Genomic DNA, 18,698 nt, shown 5'->3' with positions numbered 1-18,698 from the left:
AACAGCGCGCCAACCTGAACCGTACTGCCCGCACCACCGCCCCTGCCTGACCTGTCAAGCCTTGTTCCGCCTGCCGCCCGCCGCTACCCTGACCGGGCATTACATTGGCCCGGCATGTCCACTTCCCGTTTCGTACATCTCCACATCCACACCGAGTTTTCGCTGGCGGATTCGACCATTCGTGTCCCGGCGAAGCCGGATCAGGCCGACCCGAAGAAGGCCAAGCAGGCCAACCTGCTCAGCCGCGCGGTGGAACTGAAACTGCCGGCGCTGGCAGTCACCGACCTGAACAACCTGTTCGCGCTGGTCAAGTTCTACAAAGCGGCCGAAACCGTCGGCATCAAGCCGATCGCCGGTGCCGACATCATGATCGCCGAAGAGGGCATGACCCCTTGGCGCATGACCCTGCTTTGCCGCGATCGCGAGGGCTACCTGAGTCTCTCTCGCCTGCTGACCCGCGCCTGGATGGAGGGCCACCGCCCGGAAGGCGGCGTCGCCGTGCACCCGGACTGGCTCAAGGCCGGCTGCCACAACCTGTTCGCCCTGGCCGGCCGCGACAGCCTGGCCGGGCGCCTTGCCGGTGAAGGCCGCCACGACCTCGCCGAGCAGCAGCTCGCCGACTGGCAGCGCGTGTTCGGCGATGGCCTGCACCTGGAACTGACCCGTACCGGGCGCGAGGGCGAGGAAGCGTTCAACCAGTTCGCCCTTCAGGCCGCCGGCCAGCGCGGCCTGCCCGTAGTGGCCAGCAACGACGTGCGCTTCCTGCAGCCGGAGGATTTCAGCGCGCACGAAGCCCGTGTGTGCATCTCCTCCGGCCGCGTGCTCGACGACCCCAAGCGTCCGCGCGACTACAGCGACCAGCAGTACCTCAAGTCCCCCGAGGAGATGTGCGCGCTGTTCGCCGACATCCCCGACGCCATCGACAATACGCTCGCACTTGCGCAGCGCTGCAACGTCGAAATGCGTCTGGGAACCTACTTCCTGCCCAACTACCCGGTGCCGGAAAACGAAACGCTGGACAGCTGGATCTGCAGCGAATCGCGCAAGGGTCTGGACGCGCGGCTGGAGAAGAACCCGCTGGCCGAAGGCAAGACCCGCGCCGATTACGTCGAGCGCCTGGAGTTCGAGCTCGCCACCATCATCAAGATGGGCTTCCCCGGCTACTTCCTGATCGTGGCCGACTTCATCCAGTGGGGCAAGAACCAGGGCATTCCGATCGGCCCCGGCCGTGGTTCCGGTGCCGGCTCGCTGGTCGCCTGGGCGCTGCAGATCACCGACCTCGACCCGATCCCGTACAACCTGCTGTTCGAGCGGTTCCTCAACCCCGAACGCGTGTCGATGCCCGACTTCGATATCGACTTCTGCATGGACCGCCGCGACGAAGTCATCGACTACGTCGCGCGCAAGTACGGCCGCGAGCGGGTCAGCCAGATCATCACCTACGGCACGATGGCCGCCAAGGCGGTGGTGCGCGACTCCGGCCGCGTGCTCGGTTTCCCGTATGGCCTGGTCGATGGCGTTTCCAAGCTGATCCCGAACATCCTGGGCATCTCGCTCAAGGATGCGATGGGCGAAGGCAAAGACCCGGAGATGGCCTCGCCCGAGCTGATCCAGCGCTACCAGTCCGAAGACGATGTGCGCGACCTCATCGACCTGGCCCGCCAGCTCGAGGACCTCACCCGCAACGCCGGCAAGCATGCCGGTGGCGTGGTGATCGCGCCCGAACCGCTGGCCGAGTTCTGCCCGCTGTTCGCCGAACACGACGAAGGCGGCCGTGGCCGCAACCCGGTCACCCAGTTCGACAAGAACGACGTCGAAGAAATCGGCCTGGTGAAGTTCGACTTCCTCGGCCTGCGTACGCTGACCATCATCGACTGGGCGGTCAAGGCGATCAACAAGCGCCATGCCCGTGCCGGCATTCCGCCGGTGGACATCACCGCCCTGCCGCTCGACGACGCCCCGACCTACAAGGACATCTTCGCCAACGGCAATACCGGCGCGGTGTTCCAGTTCGAATCCTCGGGCATGCGCCGCCTGCTGAAGGACGCGCGCCCCGACCGCTTCGAAGACCTGATCGCGCTGGTGTCGCTGTACCGGCCTGGTCCGATGGACCTGATTCCCTCCTTCAACGCGCGAAAGCACGGGCAGGAAGAAATCATCTACCCCGATCCGCGTACCGAAGCCATCCTGAAAGACACCTACGGCATCATGGTGTACCAGGAGCAGGTGATGCAGATGGCGCAGATCGTCGGCGGCTACTCGCTGGGCGGCGCCGACCTGCTGCGCCGTGCAATGGGCAAGAAGGTGCCGGCCGAAATGGCCAAGCACCGCGAGATCTTCCGCGAAGGCGCGGCCAAGGATGGCGTCGGCGAAGCCAAGGCCGACGCGATCTTCGACCTGATGGAGAAGTTCGCCGGCTACGGCTTCAACAAGTCGCATGCGGCCGCCTATGCACTGGTCAGCTACCAGACCGCCTGGCTGAAGCGGCACTACCCCGCCGAATTCATGGCCGCCACGCTGTCCTCGGACATGGACAACACCGACAAGGTGGTCGGCTTCCTCGCCGAAGTGCGCAACCTCGGCCTGACCGTGCAGCCGCCGCGCGTCAATGAATCGGCGTACATGTTCGAAGCGTCCAGTGCCGACACCATCGTGTACGGCCTGGGGGCGATCAAGGGCGTCGGACAGGGTGCCTGTGAAGCGATCGTGGAAGAACGCCGGCGCGGCGGGCGTTACGCCTCCCTGCTGGATTTCTGCATGCGCATCGAATCGGGCAAGCTCAACCGGCGCACCCTCGAAGCGATGATCAACTGCGGCGCGCTCGACGGACTCGGCAAGAACCGCGCCTCGCTCATGCTGCAGTTGCCGGAGGTGCTCAAGGCCACCGACCAGATGTCGCGCGAAAAGGCCTCCGGCCAGAACTCGCTGTTCGGTGCCCCCGATCCGGTCAGCACCGCACAGCAGCTGGACCTGCCCGAGGCCAAGGAGTGGGCGCTGGGCCAACTGCTCGAGGGCGAACGCGAAACGCTGGGCTTCTACCTCAGCGGCCACCCGTTCGATCCGCATGCCGACGACGTCAAGGAACTGGTCGGCACCGACCTGGGCATGCTGGAGAAACTCATTCCGCCCGCACGCCCGAGCAAGGACGGCGAGAAGCGCGCCTGGCGCCAGGAAACCCCGGTGATCCTCGCCGGCCTGGTGGTCGGCGTCCGGCGCAAGGGCGAAAGCCAGGTGTTCATGCAGCTCGAGGACGGCAAGGGCCGGGTCGAGTGCAGCGCGTTTTCCGATGGCCTGGCCGAGTTCGGCCACCTGATGACCAAGGACCGCATCCTGGTGGTCAAGGGCGGCCTGCGCGAAGACGAATTCAACGGCGGCTACGCCCTGCGCATCCGCCAGTGCTGGGATTTCGAGGACATCTGCGCCAACTACGCCACGCGCCTGTCGCTGCGCCTGGACCTGCGCCAGGGCCGCCCGGTGTGGGCGCGCATCAATGCGCTGCTGGACCGCCATCGTCCGGGCCGCACGCCGCTGCGCCTGGACCTGCTGCTGGACTCCGACCAGGGGCCCATCGCCGGCATGCTCGATGTGGCCGGCGACATCGCCGTGCGCGTGGACAGCCACCTTGTCGACGCGCTCCGCGCCGACCCCGCCGTGCGTACCCTGAAGGTGCGCTACAGCCCGCCGTGGGCGAACTGATCCGCTCCATCCGCACTACAGGTACCTTGTTTTGATCAAACGTTTCACCGTGCTGCTGTGTGCAGCCGTTGCCATCGCCGGCTGTTCCAGTCCCGCCCAGACCTTCGTGATCGACAACCCGCGCGATACCCCGCTGATCGTGCGCATCGACGGCAACGAACTGCCGATCGCCGCGCACGCCTCCCGCCCGGTCAACCTCACGCCCGGCGAGCATCACCTGCAGAGCGCGCCGCTGGGCGATGTGCGCTTCATCGTGTACGCACGCGGCAAGGGCGGACTGATCAACCCCACCTTGGCCGAGTACGTGATCGCGCAGGAGGTCTACGTCACCGGCGAAAGCAAGCTCGCCAACTTCGGCCGCATCGACCACCGCATCGAGCTGGGCGGCGTCCCCTTCGAGGGCCCCTACCAGAAGACCCACGACCTGTTCATCGACAGGACCTGGACCTTCGACGTGCGCGAGCCCTTCCCGGACGTGCAGACCGTGGCCCACGTGGACGAGAGCGGTGGCCGCATCAACACCAAGATCTTCACCGCCCCGGACTTCATCGCCTACGTGGACCCGTCCGGTGCCTACCTGCGCGCGCAGCCCGCCGGCTACGTCGCGCCGCATTACGCGCCGGAAGCCGCACCGGCCGCCCTGCCGCCGCTGGACCCGGTCTTCGAGGCCCATGCCGGCCCGCTCCGCGAGCTGTACGCACGCTACCTGCACGCCACCACCGCCGATGCCCAGCTGCAGCTGCAGCAGGAGGCCCACCAGGCGCAGATGGCCTTCACCGCCGCGACCGCCTCGCTGGGGTCCGCCCTGCCGGTGGAGGCCCATGAGGCGTACAACACCTTCGTGGAGACCCGCAGCCGACTGATGGGCAGCGCCGCGCTGGTCGTTCCCTGAGACCGGCCACGGCTGGCGCGCCCCGCCCCGCTGCGCTACCGTCGCCTTTCCAGACGACGGCGTACGGGGCTTTTCGGCGCATTCGGCTACACTTTCCCTCTTTTCTTCACGACGGCTTCCGATGAATCCGAACTACCTCGACTTCGAGCAACCCATCGCTGATCTGGAAGCGAAGATCCAGGAACTGCGCAGCGCCAGCGCCGGTCCTGCGGTCAATGTCGAGGCCGAAGTGCACGCCCTGCAGGACAAGCTGCGGGTGCGCACCGCGCAGATCTTCCGCAATCTGACCTCGTGGCAGATCCTGCAGCTGGCCCGTCACCCCTCGCGCCCCTACACCGCCGACTACATCCGCATCATCTGCGATGAGTTCCAGGAGCTGGCCGGCGACCGCGCCTTCGCCGACGACAAGGCCATCATCGGCGGCCTGGCCCGCATCGGTGGGCGTTCGGTGATGCTGATCGGGCACCAGAAAGGCCGCGACACCAAGGAAAAGATCAAGCGCAACTTCGGCATGCCCAAGCCGGAGGGCTACCGCAAGGCCCTGCGCCTGATGAAGATGGCCGAGCGTTTCGGCCTGCCGGTACTGACTCTGATCGATACCGCCGGCGCCTGGCCGGGCATCGATGCCGAATCGCGCGGCCAGTCCGAGGCGATCGCCCGCAACCTGATGGAAATGGCTGAACTGAAGGTCCCGGTGATCTGCACCGTGATCGGTGAAGGCGGCTCCGGTGGCGCGCTGGCGCTGGGTGTCGGTGACCGCACCGTGATGCTGGAGTACAGCGTGTACTCCACGATCAGCCCGGAAGGGTGTGCCTCGATCCTGTGGAAGGACGCCGGCAAGGCCAAGGACGCCGCCGAACAGCTCGGCCTGACCGCCTCGCGCCTGAAGGGCCTGGGCCTGGTCGACAAGGTGGTGCGCGAGCCCACCGGCGGCGCCCACCGCAACCCGACCCAGATGGCCAGGCGCCTTAAGGCCGTGCTGCTCAACGAGCTGGATCAGCTGGAGAGGCTCTCCACCGGCGACCTGCTGCAGAAGCGCTACGAGCGCCTGCGCAGTTACGGCGCGTACGAAGCGGCCTGATCGGCGGCAAGGAACGCAAAAAAAGCCGGGCGCGCAGGCGTCCGGCTTTTTTCATGCAGCGCACCGGCACGCGGGCCGATGCGCTGGCCGGTTCAGAACGGCTTGGCCAGCACCAGCCACACCACCGCGATGAACAGCACCAGCGGCAGCTCGTTGAACCAGCGCAGCGCGCGCGAGGACGGCAACTCCCTGCCCTTCACCGATGCCTTCAGCAGTCGCCCGGTCCACGTGTAGTAGCCCAGCAGCAGCACCACCAGCCCCAGCTTGGCATGCAGCCAGCCGGACGCGCCGGGCGGCGCCATCGTCGGGAAATCCGGAATCACCCTGTAGCCCAGCCAGAGCACCAGGCCCAGCAGCAGCGCGAGGCCGAACATCATGTGGCCGAACCGGTACAGGCGCAGGCCCATCAACTGCAGGCGCTCGGTCACCGGCAGCTGGCCGGCGGTCTCACTGATGTTGACCAGGATGCGCGGCAGGTAGAACACCGCCGCCATCCACGCCACCACGAACAGCAGATGGAAGGTCTTGACCCAGAGATACATGTGCTCGCTCCATCGGCTGGCGCAGAAAGTGACCCATTTTCACCGATTCACCCCGGCCGCGCATGCGCGACGGTTTGACGCAGTACGATGGCGTCCGTTTCTTCTGTTGCCCGCCTCTTTCATGCACAAGATCTACGACCAGGCCTATTTCCAGCGCTGGTACCAACCCGACCAGACCGGCGGCCCCGCGCGCCTGGCGCGCAAAGTGGCCCTGGCCGTGGCCAGCGCCGAGTACTACCTGGAACGCCCGATCCGCAGCGTGCTGGACATCGGCTGCGGCGAGGGCGCCTGGCGCGCGCCGCTGCTCAAGCTGCGTCCGCGCGTGCAGTACCTCGGCTTCGACAGCAGCGAATACGCCGTGCACCGCTACGGGCGCAGCCGCAATCTGCACCTGGCCCGGGTGGGTGACTTCGCCTGGCTGCGCCCGTGTGCGCCGGTGGACCTGCTGGTGTGCTCGGACGTGATGCATTACGTGCCCAGCCGCGAACTGCGCCCCGCGCTGGCCGGGTTTGCCGAGCTGACCGGCGGCATCGCGTTCCTGGAGGCGTTCAGCGCCGATGATGCGTTCGAGGGCGACCACGAGGGCTTCCAGCCACGCCCGGCGCGCTGGTACCGAAGCCAGCTCAGGACGGTCGGCTTCACCGCGCTCGGGTCGCACTGCTGGCTCTCACCGGCACTGGCCGGCCACGCGGCGGCGCTGGAACGCGCAGCGCCCTGATCGCAGCGTCAAATGAGACGCTCCCCCGCATTAACGCACCCGGCCGACGGGTGCGCTATGCTGCGCGGCAACATAAGACCATACATATTCGGACGTCATGCTTTATCAGCTGCATGAATTGACCCGCAACATGCTCGCCCCCTGGGTGCACCAGGCCCAGGCCAACGCGAAGTTCTTCGCCAATCAGGGACACTGGTGGTCGCAGATGCCGGGCGCCGATCGTCTGGCGGCGGTGAACGAGCTGTTCCATCGCATCGGCAAGGATTACGAGAAGCCCGAATGGGGCATCAACGAAATCGACGTCGATGGCGAGCGCGTGCCGATCGTGGTCCACGAAGAAATCAGCAAGCCGTTCTGCAAGCTGCTGCGCTTCAAGCGCCACAGCAACGAAGCGGACCAGCTCAACACCATGCTCAACCAGCCGTTCGTGCTGGTGGTGGCGCCGCTGTCCGGCCACCACGCCACGCTGCTGCGCGACACCGTGCGCACGCTGCTGCGCGACCACCGCGTGTATGTCACCGACTGGGTGGACGCGCGCATGGTGCCCGGCAGCGAAGGCGAGTTCGGGCTGGAGGACTACATCGCCTACGTGCAGGAGTTCATCCGCCATCTGGGCGGTGACACGCTGCACGTGGTGAGCGTGTGCCAGCCGACCGTACCGGTGCTGGCGGCGGTCTCCCTGATGGCCAGCCGTGGCGAACCCACCCCGCGTTCGCTGGTGATGATGGGCGGCCCGATCGATGCACGCTGCAGCCCCACCGCGGTGAACAACCTGGCCACGCAGAACCCGCTGTCGTGGTTCGAGAACAACGTCATCCACACCGTACCGGCCACCTACCCCGGTGCCGGCCGCCGTGTGTATCCGGGCTTCCTGCAGCATGCCGGGTTCCTGTCGATGAACCCGAGCCGCCACTTCAGTTCACACTGGGATTTCTATGCCGACCTGGTCAAGGGCGACATGGAGGATGCCGACGCGCACCGCCGCTTCTACGACGAGTACAACGCCGTGCTGGACATGCCGGCCAAGTACTACCTCGATACGATCCGCGTGGTGTTCCAGGAGTTCCTGCTGCCGCGCGGCGAGTGGTACGTGCACGGTGAGCGCGTGGACCCCGCCGCGATCACCGGTACCGCGCTGCTGAGCATCGAGGGCGAGCTGGACGATATCGCCGGCCTCGGCCAGACCGAAGCGGCGCAGGCGCTGTGCACCGGCATCCCGGCCGGGCGCCGCGAACACTTCATCGTCGAAGGCGCAGGCCATTACGGCATCTTCAGCGGCCGCCGCTGGCGCGAGACGGTGTACCCGAAAGTGCGCGATTTCTTCGCCGCTGCCAACGCGCAGGCCGCCGGCGCCAAGCCGAAGAAGACGGCCAAGGCCGCCAGCAACGTCACTCCGATCCGAAAGAAGGCGGGGTGACGCGGACGGAGCCGGCGGCGGGCCGGCTCCGTTCTGTCGCCGTCTGGCGCCGGCCAGCGGCCGGCGCCGCGGTTACAGGCGGACCAGCAGGTGCTTGGCGAGCTGGCCGTGCAGATGGCCGATACCGCGCGCCAGGTGCATGGTCAGGAACAGCAGCAGGATGCCGACCACGGCCAGCAGCGGCGTGGCCCAGATCGACAGCATCTGGTCGCCATCAATGTAGATGCCCGGCAGCGCACCGGTGAACAGCGCCGCCACCGGCGCCCAGATGAAGCCCAACGACACCGACAGCAGGGTGATGGCGATGGTGAAGTAGAGGATGCCCAGCGGCAGCATCAGGACGAAGTACAGCAGGGTCAGCCAGGTGCGGCCGTCGGTGAACATGTCGCCGATCCGCTGCAGCCAGCTGCGGCTGCGGTCGGAATAGGTCGGCCGCCGTGGCATGCGCTCGCCGAGCAGGGCTTCCACCAGCCGGCCTTCCAGCAGCGACAACCCGCGCACCGAGCCGAAGAACAGCACCGTGAGCGGAATGCCGATGATCAGGATCAGCAAGCCCAGCGACAGTGACAACCCGGTGATCACCCACGTAAAGAAGAAGATGCCGGTCGCCAGCGACAGCAGCATGTAGAACAGGGCGCCGTAAGTACGCGCGTCCAGCGCCACGCCGAAGAAGCGCGCCAGCAGCGAGCGCGGCTTGGCCGGTGCGTGCGGCGGCGGCACGGCCGTCGCGGCCGTATCACCCGCCACACCGGCGGCGACCCCCACCGCAACCACCGGGGCCCGCCGCACCGGCCCCGCACCGGCACTGGGCGTGCGCAGCGCGCGGTTCACGGTGATCTCGGTTTCCCGGTAGATCTCGGCCACTTCGTCCGGCGCACCGTAGCTGCCGGCCACGTCGGCGATGACCTCGGCCTCGCTGCGGCCCGGCTGGGCAGCCAGCTCCGAGCGCAGGTACTCCTCGGCGTCGTACAGCGCGTCCTGCACCATCGCCGGATCGGCATCGTGCAGCGCGCCACGCAGTTGCGCCAGGTACTGCGGGATGGTGGTGGGCAGGCTGCTGCCTGCCGTGGTCGGGTCGTTCATTGCAGTACCCCCTCCAACACGGAATCGACGGAATCGCGGGTGGCGCGCCAGGCCTGGATCCACTGCTCCAGTACCTGGTGGCCACGTTCATTGATGCGGTAGTAGCGTCGCGGCGGACCGGCCATCGACGGTTCGACATGGCTTTCCAGCAACCCGGCCCCTTCCAGGTTGCGCAGGACGGGATACAGCGCGCTCTGCTTGCCGCTCAGTACCCCCTCGCCCACCCGTTCCAGCTCCTTGGCGATGAGGTAGCCGTAGAGCGGCTCGCCGGCCTTGGCCAGCACCGCCAGCAACGCCAGCGACACCGTGCCGGCACTGAGCTCTTTCTGGAACTTCTTCAGCGGGGCATCGAGATCGCTCATGGCTGTCTCCAACTAGCGTGGAGTCAACACTAGTGCGAAGTGAGTTATAGCGAACGTGCCGTTAGTCACCGTGCCTGGCGTCAGGGGCGCCGCTGGCGGCGATGGGCGCGCTTCGCGCACAATCGGCCGACACTTTCTGAACGGGTCCGCCATGTCGCCACGTCGTCCTGCCCTGCTCGCCTTCGCCCTGGCCTGCGCGCTGCCTTTCATTGCGTCGGCGGCCTCGCCCTACCGCAGCCCGCAGCAGATCCTGGCGGCCTCGCCGGACAGCGACTGGCGCACCCCGGACCCGGCCAACCTGCTGTACATGAACCTGGACGGCGGCCGGGTCATCATCGAACTGGCACCGGCGTTCGCGCCGGCGCATGTCGCCAATATCCAGACCCTCGCCCGTGAGCACTTCTGGGACGGCGAGAGCATCTACCGGGCACAGGACAATTTCGTGGTGCAGTTCGGCGATGCCGATGCCGACGAGGCGGCCAAAGCGAAACCGCTGGGGTCGGCCAAGCGCAGGCTGCCGGCCGAGTTCCAGCGCGACAGCAAGGGCCTGAAGGTGACCGTGCTGCCCGATCGTGACGGCTGGGCCGACCGCACCGGTTTCGTCGATGGCTTCGCGGTGGGTCAGGACGCGCAGGACGGCAAGACCTGGCTGGCGCACTGCTACGGAGCGCTCGGCGCCGGCCGCAGCAACGAGGAAGACAGCAGCATCGGGGCGGAACTGTACGTGGTGACCGGGCAGTCGCCGCGTCAGCTGGACCGCAACATCACGCTGGTGGGCCGCGTACTGCAGGGCATGGAACTGCTCAGCGCCCTGCCGCGCGGGCCGGCGCCGATGGGGTTCTACGCCGATGCCGCGCAGCGCACACCGATCCGCTCGATCCAGCGCGCCAGCGATGTGCCGGCGGCGGAACGGCCGGCGCTGCAGGTGCTGCGCACCGATTCGAAGACGTTCGCCGATACGGTCGAGGCGCGCCGCAACCGGGTGGACGACTTCTACAAGCGGCCGGCCGGCCACATCGACCTGTGCAACATTCCGGTGCCGGTGCGGTAACGGCGGCGTCGCCTATCGCTTCTGCGAGGCTGCCACGCTGCCGAGGATCAATGCGCCGGCGACCACCATCGCCCAGGTCACCGGCTCGCCCAGGAACAGCCACGCAAACAGCGCCCCGAACATCGGTACAAGGTAGGTCACTGTGGACGCACGCGCCGGGCCGATGCGTGCGATGAGGCGATAGAACATCAGGAACGCCAGGCCGGTGCAGACCACGCCGAGGGCGATCGCGCAGGCCCAGGCCAGCACCGGAATCGGGGCGGAGGGCCAATGGGTGAGTGCCATCGGCAGCAGCAGGATCGCCGCGCAGCCCAGCGTGGCACCGGCCGAGGCCGCCGGCGGCAGGCCGGTCATGTGGCGCTTGACCAGGTTGACGCCCAGCCCGTACAGCAGCGCGGCCAAGGCGCCAGCGACCACTGCCGCGCCGATGCTCAGGCCGGACACCTTGGCGGTCGCCAGCACCACCACACCGGCGAAGCCGACCAGCAGGGCGATCGCGCGGCGCATGCCGATCTTCTCGCCGAAGAACAGGAAGGCGATCAGCGCGGCGAACAGCACCGTCATTGCATTGCAGATCGCACCGATCGCGGCCGGCGCCCGTTGTGCGGCCCAGGCGAACAGCACGAACGGGATCGCCGAATTGATCAGGCCGATCGGGGCCAGCCACAGCCAGCGCCGCGCCGGAAACCGCGCGCGTGCCTGCCAGAGGAACGGCAGCAGCACGAGCGCACCCAGCAGCAGCCGCACCTCCACCAGGGCGTAGGGCCCGAACGACGGCACCGCCACACGCATGAACAGGAACGAACAGCCCCAGATCGCGCCCAGCACGGTCAGTTCGAGCGGGGTTCGCCAGTCGCGCTCGATCACGCCGCTGGCCAGCGGTGCGCCGCTCATGGCCGGCTCCCCGACCACAGGCAGATACGTGGCTGGACAAGGATGGCGGACGGCAGCATGGGATCGACTCCGGGGGACAGGCGCACAGCATCCGCCTACCGGTACAGGCCGACAAGCGCGTAGTATCCGGGCAAGCCACAAATCTGATTTGGGTCTCGACCATGATTCTCCGGCCTGCCCTGCTGCCCGCACTGGGAGTGTTCGCGGTCGCCGCGCGCCACCAGAATTTCGCCCACGCCGCCCAGGAGCTGCATCTCACCGCCAGTGCGGTGAGCCATCACGTGCGCAAACTGGAAGACCTGCTCGGCACGGTGCTGTTCCAGCGCCACGCACGCGGCGTGCGGCTCACCGTGGAAGGTCGGCAACTGGCCGATGCGGCGGCCGCAGCGCTGAGTGACCTCAATGCGGTAGCCGGCAACCTGCACCCGCAGGCGGACACCGTGCCGCTGCGCATCACCACCATCCGCTCGCTGTCCTACTGCTGGCTGGTGCCACGGCTGCCGCGTTTCACCCGCCAGCACCCGCGCATGCGCATCGAACTGCAGACCAGCACCGAACTGGTGCGGTTCGACGAGAACGGACCGGAGCTGGGCATCCGCTACGGGCTGGGCCAGTGGCCAGGCCTGCGCGCGCACCACCTGATGGACGACGAACTGTGCCCGGTCGCGTCGCCGGCGCTGGCCGGAGTCGCGGCACTGCGCGAGCCGGCCCAGATCGCCAGCCTGCCGCTGATCAGCGACATGTCGCCGCAGGGCTGGCGTGACTGGTTCCGTGCGGCCGGGGTGCGCGGTCTGGACCTGCCATCGCTGCACACCTTCAGCGACAGCACCGATGCGATGCGCGCGGCGGTCTACGGCATCGGCGCGGTGCTGGCGCGCAAGCACATCGCCCAGCCGTACCTGCAGCGCTATGAACTGGTGCGGCTGCCCGGCCCGGCGCTGAAGGCGCGCTACGCCTACTACGTGGTCCATGCCGAACACCGCCCGCTCAGCCCGACCGCGCTGGCGTTCATGGACTGGCTGCGGCGCGAGGCGCTGGACGAACGCACACCGGTGCCGGCGCTGCCGGACGAACTGCTGGGCCTGCCTGCCGACGCGGACTAGCGCGCCCGGTCGTCACCCCTTCTTGTCCATCGCGCCGCTAGGCTGAAGTCCCTTTCCCCCAAGGCGAACTCATGGCCCTGTTGCGACTTCGAATCACCGGCAGCGAAGACGATGCGCGTGCCATCACCGACCTGCTGCAGAGCATCGAGGGCATCGAACATGTGGAAGAAACCGACGATCTGATGCCGCACATGGATGACGACGATTCCAGCTCGGCGGGTCTGTCCGACGACATCGGGCCGGGTATCCACGAACTGGAAGTGGAAGTCGGCAACGACTACACGGCCCAGCGCGTGCGCGATGCGGTGCAGGAGCTGGCGCTGGAACTGGACGTGTTCGTCGAGTACGAGCGCGACGAAGGCTGATCTGCGCGCGGAGCCGGCTCACACCGGCTCCGCCGCGCTCTGCTCAGTGCGTCGCCTGCAGGCGGCGCTGACGACGACGCCACAGCTTCAGGCCGATCCACACGAATACCGACAGCACCACCGCCACCGGCAGCAGCGCCGCCACGGCGCGGATGACGAACGCGACGCTGGCGGTGAGAATCGCACCGGACTCGCGCAGCGCTTCGCCGATTTCGCTGCGGCTGCGCTGCCCTGACGGGGTATGGAACTGCAGGGTGACCAGCTGCGTGTCGATCCGTCGGCGCTGCTGCGCGGCATCCTTGTTGGCCTGCTCGACGCCCGCTTCGATCTCCGCCAGCCGCTGGCTCACCACCAGCAGATCGGCCGTGGTGATGGTCCTGCTGTCCTGATAGGCCAGCAGGCGCGCATGCTCCTTCTCCAGCCTGGCCTTGGTCAGCGCTGTATCGGCCACCTGCTGCGCCAGATCCTCCGCATGGGTGTTGCGCGAGGACACCTCGCCGCCCTGCCCGGCCAGGCCGATGATCGGCTCCACGCCCTTGGGCGCGATGCGCACGCGGATCGAGCCGGTTGGATACTCGCCACCCTGCTGGCCCACCTGCAGCACCGCGCAGTCCCCGAAGCGGGCGGACTGGCAGGCGTCGGCGATCTGCTTGACGCGCGGGCCGATCTGCGCGGCATCCAGGCGGATGTCCAGATCATGCTCGTAGGCCAGTGCAGCGCCTTCGGGCGATGCCACCGCGCCGGCGCCACCACCGCTGTCGGCGGCCATCTCGGTCTTGCTGCAGCCGCTCGCGGTGAGCAGCAGCATCCCTGCAAGGGCACCGGCAAGGTGCCACGTCATCCGTTTCATTACTGGCTTGCTCCATCGAATCGCGTGATCGTGAGCCCGCCCAGGTCGACCCCGGGCAGGCAACATGCATTCACCTTCACCATCGCCGGGCCGCTGCACGGGTCGATGCCCTCGCTGAACGGGGCGGTGCCGCAGGTGTGGTGGTGCCGGAAAGCATCATGGTAATCCAATGGCACGGGGACAAAGACCGCCGGCGGGCCTATCCTCGGGGATTGTCCCCAGTACAGGATCCACGATGCGCCAGCATCTCCTTGCCCTCGCCCTGGTCGCCGCCCTCGGCGGCTGCCAGCAGGCCGACGCTCCGCCGGCCGCCAACGACGCCCCGGCTGCCGCGGCCAGCGCCAGTGACGCCGCTGTCGACACCGCCTTCGCCGACCTGTCCAAGCGCGCGCTCGATACGTGGATGCAGCTGTCGCCGATCAGCGCCACCCAGATCGGCGACCATCGCTACGACAGCGAGATCGACGATCTGAGCGCGGCTGGCCAGCAGAAGATGCTGACCGCGTACAAGGGCCTGGTCGCCGACCTGGACCGCATCGACGTGAGCAAGCTGTCGCGCGAGAACCAGGTGGATGCGGCGATCCTGCGCAATCAGCTGCAGTCGGATATCTGGAACGCCGAGGTGCTGCAGTCGTCCAGGTGGGACCCGCAGGTCTACAACGGCCTGGCCGGCAGTGCCATCTACAGCCTGATGGCGCGCGAGTTCGCGCCATTGCCGGAGCGGCTGAAGTCCGCCACCGCGCGTATGGAAAAGCTGCCGGCGATCTTCGCCCAGGCGCGTGATAACCTGGACCCGGCACGCGTGCCGAAGATCCATGCCGAGACGGTCGCCAAGCAGAACCGCGGCATCCTCAGCATCGTCGATTCGTTCATCGTGCCGCATATGGGCGAGCTGCCGGCCGAGGACCAGAAGCGCCTGCAGGCTGCCATCGAAGGCCTGAAGAAGGCGGTGGACGAGCAGCAGACCTGGCTGGACAAGACCCTGGTGCCCAACGCCAAGGGCGACTTCCGCATCGGCGCGGATCTGTACGACCAGAAGCTGAAGTTCGCGCTGAATTCGTCGCTGTCGCGCGCGGAGATCGGTGAGCGCGCGCGGGCCGAGCTCAAGCGCGTGCGCCAGGACATGTACGGCATCGCGCAGACCGTGCTCAAGGACACGGCCGGCGCGCCGGCGCTGCCGGCCAACCCGACCGACGCGCAGCAGCAGGCGGCGATCGAGGCGGCGCTGGAACTGGCCTACGCCGACAAGCCGGCGCGCGACAAAGTGGTGGACGACGCCAAGGCCGCGCTGGCGCAGTCCACCGAGTTCGTGCGCAAACACGACCTGATGACGTTGCCCGACTCGCCGGTGGACATCATTCTGATGCCGGAGTTCCAGCGCGGCGTGGCGGTGGCGTACTGCGATTCGCCGGGTCCGCTGGACAAGAACCTGAAGACGTTCTACGCGGTCTCGCCGATTCCGGACGACTGGAGCGACGCGCAGGTGGACTCGTTCCTGCGCGAATACAACAGCCGCATGATCCACCTGCTGAGCATTCACGAAGGCACGCCGGGCCATTACCTGGAAGGCTGGCACTCGGGCAAGTTCCCCTCGACCCTGCGCGCGGTGCTGCGTTCGGGCCTGTTCGCCGAAGGCTGGGCGGTGTACACCGAGCGGATGATGCAGGAGCAGGGCTACCTGGACAACGACCCGCTGTTCCATCTGGTGCAGCTGAAGTTCTACCTGCGCACCATTTCCAACGCGATCCTGGACCAAGGCGTGCACGTGGACAACTGGACCCGCGAGCAGGCCATGCACCTGATGACCCACGACGCGTTCCAGCAGGAAAGCGAAGCCTCGGGCAAGTGGGTGCGCGCGCAGTTGACCTCGGCGCAGCTGCCGACCTACTTCGTCGGCGCGCAGGAGCACTTCGACACGCGCAAGGCGGTGCAGGAGAAGCAGGGCGACAAGTTCAACCTGAAGGCCTACCACGACCAGATGCTGTCCTACGGCGCCCCGCCGGTGCGCTTCGCGCGCCAGCTGATGCTGGACCAGCCGATCGAGTAACCGGTCGACAGCGTGATCGGTGGGTGCCGACCGCCGGTCGGCACGCAAGCCAAACGGCCCGGTGCGAACCGGGCCGTTTCTGTTTGCGGTTTTCTTCTGTGAAGCAGAGCAGCGTCTTCTCTGTTCCCGTGTGAGGAGGGCCGTCAGCCCTGTCCGGGACACGCCGTGAACCCATCCCTGGGGGCTCGTAGAAAACATCCATGTTTTTTACGGTCCCGGACAGGGCTGACGACCCTCCTCCGATAGGTTCACGTGTGCGGCCTGCAATGACTGCAACGACTGCCGACGCTGTTCGGCACGCAAGGCAAACGGCCCGGTACGAACCGGGCCGTTTGTGTTTGCGGTTGTTCTTCTGTGAAGCAGAGCAGCGCCTCGCTTGTTCCTGCGTGAGGAGGACCGTCAGCCCTGTCCGGGACACGCCGTGAACCCATCCTTGGGGGCTCGTAGAAAACATCCATGTTTTCTACGGTCCCGGACAGGACTGACGGCCCTCCTCCGATAGGTTCACGTGTGCGCGGCCTGCAACGAGTGCCGATGCTGTTCGCCTGTCGATGACGCACCGGGCCGCTGTCAGTGGCTGGCGGAGATGGGTATGCGGGACCGTAGAAAACATGGATGTTTTCTACGAGCCTACATGGACGTATTCACGGCGTGTCCCGCATGCCCATCTCCGCCGGCCACCCGCCGGGAACCAGGGCAGCCAGCACTGGCTTCATGCCTCTTCTTCACCAGGATCAGGATCACGCGTCCGCCGCGACGAACCCGCCGGTCTGGCGGGCCCACAGCCGTGCGTACAGGCCACCGGCGGCGACCAGTTCAGCGTGCGTGCCGGTCTCCACGATCCGGCCCTGGTCCATCACCACCAGCCGGTCCATGCGCGCGATGGTGGACAGCCGATGGGCGATCGCGATCACCGTCTTGCCCGCCATCAGCTCGTCCAGGTTGTCCTGGATGGCCGCCTCCACTTCCGAATCCAGCGCGGAGGTCGCCTCGTCCAGCACCAGGATCGGCGCGTCCTTGAGCAGCACCCGCGCGATCGCGATGCGCTGGCGCTGGCCGCCGGACAGTTTGACCCCGCGCTCGCCCACGTGGGCGTCGTAGCCGGTGCGGCCCTCGCCGTCGCGCAGCGTCTCGATGAAGCTTGCGGCGCGCGCCTTGGACACCGCCGCGCGCAGCTGCGCCTCGGTCGCGTCCGGTCGTCCGTACAGCAGGTTGTCGCGGATCGAACGGTGCAGCAGCGACGTGTCCTGGGTCACCACGCCGATCTGCCGGCGCAGGCTCTCCTGGGTCACCCCCGCGATGTCCTGGCCATCGATCCGGATGTATCCGCTTTCCAGGTCGTACAGCCGCAGCAGCACATTGACCAGCGTCGACTTGCCCGCGCCGGACGGGCCTACCAGACCGATCCTCTCGCCCGGTGCCACCACCAGGTCGAGACCGGCGATCACGCCGCCGGTCTTGCCGTAATGGAAATGGATGTCGTCGAAATGCACCCCGCCTTCGCGTACCTCCAGCGGCACCGCGTCGGGACGATCCTGCACGGTCAGCGGCTGGGCGATGGTGGTGATGCCATCCTGCACCGTCCCGATATCCTCGAAGATGCCGTTGATGGTCCACATGATCCAGCCGGACATGTTGTGGATGCGGATCACCAGCCCTGTCGCCAGCGTGATCGCGCCCACGGTGATGTGCCCGCCGTTCCAGAGCCACAACGCCAGCCCGCAGGTCCCGGCGATAAGGAAGCCGTTGACGATGGCGATGGTCAGGTCCATCGACGTGGTGATCCGCGTCTGGCGACGGTGCTTGACCGCCAGCTCATCGATCGCCTCGGCCACGTATGCCTGCTCGCGGCCGCCGTGGGCGAACAGCTTGAGCGTGGGGATGTTGGTGTAGCCGTCGACGATACGGCCCATCGCCTTGGAACGCGCTTCAGAGGCGATCCACGCGCGCTCCTTCGCGCGCGGCACGAAGTACCACATGATCGCCACATAGGCGGCCAGCCACAGCACCAGCGGAATCATCAGCCGCCAGTCGGCCTGCGCGAACAGATACAGCGCGGTACCGGTGTAGACCACGATGTACCAGAGCGAGTCGACCATCTGCACCGCCGATTCGCGCAGCGACGTGCCGGTCTGCATCACCCGGTTGGCCATGCTGCCGGCGAAATCGTTCTGGAAGAAACTCAGGCTCTGCCGCACCACGTAGTTGTGCATCAGCCAGCGCGAGCGGTTGCTCAGCCCCGGCACGATCGCCTGGTTGACCAGCAGGTTGTGCAGGCCGACCAGGATCGGGCGGGCGATCAGGGTGATGCCGGCCATCCACAGCAGCGTGTCGGCGTGCGCGGCAAAGAAGCCGGGATCGGGCTGCTCGCCCACCATGTCCACGATGCGGCCGAGGAAGTCGAACATGGCCACTTCCACCAGCGCCAGCAGCAGGCCGGCGATCAGCGTGGCCAGCAGTACTGGCCATACCGGCCGCAGGTAATGGACGTAGAACGGCAGCACCTTGCGCGGTGGCATGCGGCCATCGATCGGCGGGAACACCGGAATCAGCGACTCGAACCAGCGGAACATTCCATTTCCCACAAAAAGAAGCAG

At 67.2% G+C, this 18,698-nt stretch carries 15 protein-coding genes; 9 read left to right on the top strand and 6 right to left on the bottom strand.

Translation table 11 applies throughout. The annotated features are described in order from the left end of the window. The first annotated feature begins 114 nt into the window (after positions 1-114). The 3 genes from dnaE to OC534_RS07010 all read left to right on the top strand — a co-directional run bounded on the left by dnaE (position 115) and on the right by OC534_RS07010 (position 5,669). Positions 115-3,696, top strand: coding sequence for a DNA polymerase III subunit alpha (dnaE, locus tag OC534_RS07020; protein WP_153164428.1), 3,582 nt, complete (start codon positions 115-117; stop codon positions 3,694-3,696). A gap of 31 nt (positions 3,697-3,727) precedes the next feature. Further along, positions 3,728-4,588 carry a hypothetical protein gene (locus tag OC534_RS07015; RefSeq protein ID WP_262071605.1) on the top strand — a complete coding sequence of 287 codons (861 nt, stop codon included), beginning with the start codon at positions 3,728-3,730 and terminating at the stop codon, positions 4,586-4,588. Between the two features lie 121 nt (positions 4,589-4,709). Then, positions 4,710-5,669: an acetyl-CoA carboxylase carboxyltransferase subunit alpha gene (locus OC534_RS07010; RefSeq protein ID WP_136004269.1), complete on the top strand. Its 960-nt coding sequence runs from the start codon at positions 4,710-4,712 to the stop codon at positions 5,667-5,669. Positions 5,670-5,761: 92 nt separating this feature from the next. Here the strand turns inward: OC534_RS07010 and OC534_RS07005 are convergent, their stop codons facing one another. Beyond that, positions 5,762-6,211 carry a CopD family protein gene (locus OC534_RS07005; RefSeq protein ID WP_136004271.1) on the bottom strand — a complete coding sequence of 150 codons (450 nt, stop codon included), beginning with the start codon at positions 6,209-6,211 and terminating at the stop codon, positions 5,762-5,764. Between the two features lie 121 nt (positions 6,212-6,332). Here OC534_RS07005 and OC534_RS07000 point away from each other — a divergent pair, with 121 nt between their 5' ends. Both OC534_RS07000 and phaZ read left to right on the top strand, forming a co-directional pair. After that, positions 6,333-6,929, top strand: coding sequence for a class I SAM-dependent methyltransferase (locus OC534_RS07000; protein WP_136004273.1), 597 nt, complete (start codon positions 6,333-6,335; stop codon positions 6,927-6,929). A gap of 97 nt (positions 6,930-7,026) precedes the next feature. Then, a complete protein-coding gene (gene phaZ / locus OC534_RS06995; protein WP_262071604.1) occupies positions 7,027-8,346 on the top strand; it encodes a polyhydroxyalkanoate depolymerase in 1,320 nt (439 codons plus the stop codon). A gap of 72 nt (positions 8,347-8,418) precedes the next feature. Here phaZ and OC534_RS06990 read toward each other — a convergent pair whose 3' ends face one another. Both OC534_RS06990 and OC534_RS06985 read right to left on the bottom strand, forming a co-directional pair. Continuing rightward, complete coding sequence (locus OC534_RS06990; protein ID WP_262071603.1) at positions 8,419-9,429, bottom strand: sensor domain-containing protein; 1,011 nt, start codon at positions 9,427-9,429, stop codon at positions 8,419-8,421. Beyond that, on the bottom strand, positions 9,426-9,791 hold the full coding sequence (locus OC534_RS06985; RefSeq protein ID WP_017355577.1) for a PadR family transcriptional regulator: 366 nt from the start codon (positions 9,789-9,791) through the stop codon (positions 9,426-9,428). The genes OC534_RS06990 and OC534_RS06985 overlap by 4 nt, the downstream gene beginning before the upstream one ends. Before the next feature lie 151 nt (positions 9,792-9,942). Here OC534_RS06985 and OC534_RS06980 point away from each other — a divergent pair, with 151 nt between their 5' ends. After that, positions 9,943-10,842 (top strand): peptidylprolyl isomerase, encoded by a 900-nt coding sequence (locus tag OC534_RS06980; RefSeq protein WP_017355576.1) that lies wholly within the window; start codon positions 9,943-9,945, stop codon positions 10,840-10,842. Positions 10,843-10,854: 12 nt separating this feature from the next. On the opposite strand, the gene OC534_RS06975 is transcribed toward OC534_RS06980, so the two are convergent. After that, the gene (locus OC534_RS06975; protein WP_136004281.1) at positions 10,855-11,736 is read right to left on the bottom strand and encodes a DMT family transporter; all 882 of its coding nucleotides are present in this window, start codon (positions 11,734-11,736) and stop codon (positions 10,855-10,857) included. Between the two features lie 161 nt (positions 11,737-11,897). Here OC534_RS06975 and OC534_RS06970 point away from each other — a divergent pair, with 161 nt between their 5' ends. Then, the gene (locus OC534_RS06970; RefSeq protein ID WP_262071602.1) at positions 11,898-12,839 is read left to right on the top strand and encodes a LysR substrate-binding domain-containing protein; all 942 of its coding nucleotides are present in this window, start codon (positions 11,898-11,900) and stop codon (positions 12,837-12,839) included. A 71-nt stretch (positions 12,840-12,910) separates the two neighbouring features. Next, the gene (locus tag OC534_RS06965) at positions 12,911-13,204 is read left to right on the top strand and encodes a hypothetical protein (protein ID WP_017355573.1); all 294 of its coding nucleotides are present in this window, start codon (positions 12,911-12,913) and stop codon (positions 13,202-13,204) included. Between the two features lie 43 nt (positions 13,205-13,247). On the opposite strand, the gene OC534_RS06960 is transcribed toward OC534_RS06965, so the two are convergent. Further along, positions 13,248-14,045 carry a DUF4349 domain-containing protein gene (locus tag OC534_RS06960; RefSeq protein ID WP_026070698.1) on the bottom strand — a complete coding sequence of 266 codons (798 nt, stop codon included), beginning with the start codon at positions 14,043-14,045 and terminating at the stop codon, positions 13,248-13,250. 244 nt (positions 14,046-14,289) lie between these two features. On the opposite strand from OC534_RS06960, the gene OC534_RS06955 reads away from it, so the two are divergent. Beyond that, on the top strand, positions 14,290-16,101 hold the full coding sequence (locus OC534_RS06955; RefSeq protein ID WP_262071601.1) for a DUF885 domain-containing protein: 1,812 nt from the start codon (positions 14,290-14,292) through the stop codon (positions 16,099-16,101). Between the two features lie 740 nt (positions 16,102-16,841). On the opposite strand, the gene smrA is transcribed toward OC534_RS06955, so the two are convergent. Beyond that, the gene (smrA, locus tag OC534_RS06950) at positions 16,842-18,674 is read right to left on the bottom strand and encodes a multidrug efflux ABC transporter SmrA (RefSeq protein ID WP_262071600.1); all 1,833 of its coding nucleotides are present in this window, start codon (positions 18,672-18,674) and stop codon (positions 16,842-16,844) included. Between the last annotated feature and the right edge of the window lie 24 nt (positions 18,675-18,698).

The organism is Stenotrophomonas sp. Marseille-Q5258 (assembly GCF_946900935.1).
In the GTDB taxonomy this organism is placed as follows: Bacteria; Pseudomonadota; Gammaproteobacteria; order Xanthomonadales; family Xanthomonadaceae; genus Stenotrophomonas; species Stenotrophomonas nematodicola.
Note: the sequence above shows the minus strand (reverse complement) of the source record. Positions and strands in the feature narration are given on the sequence as shown.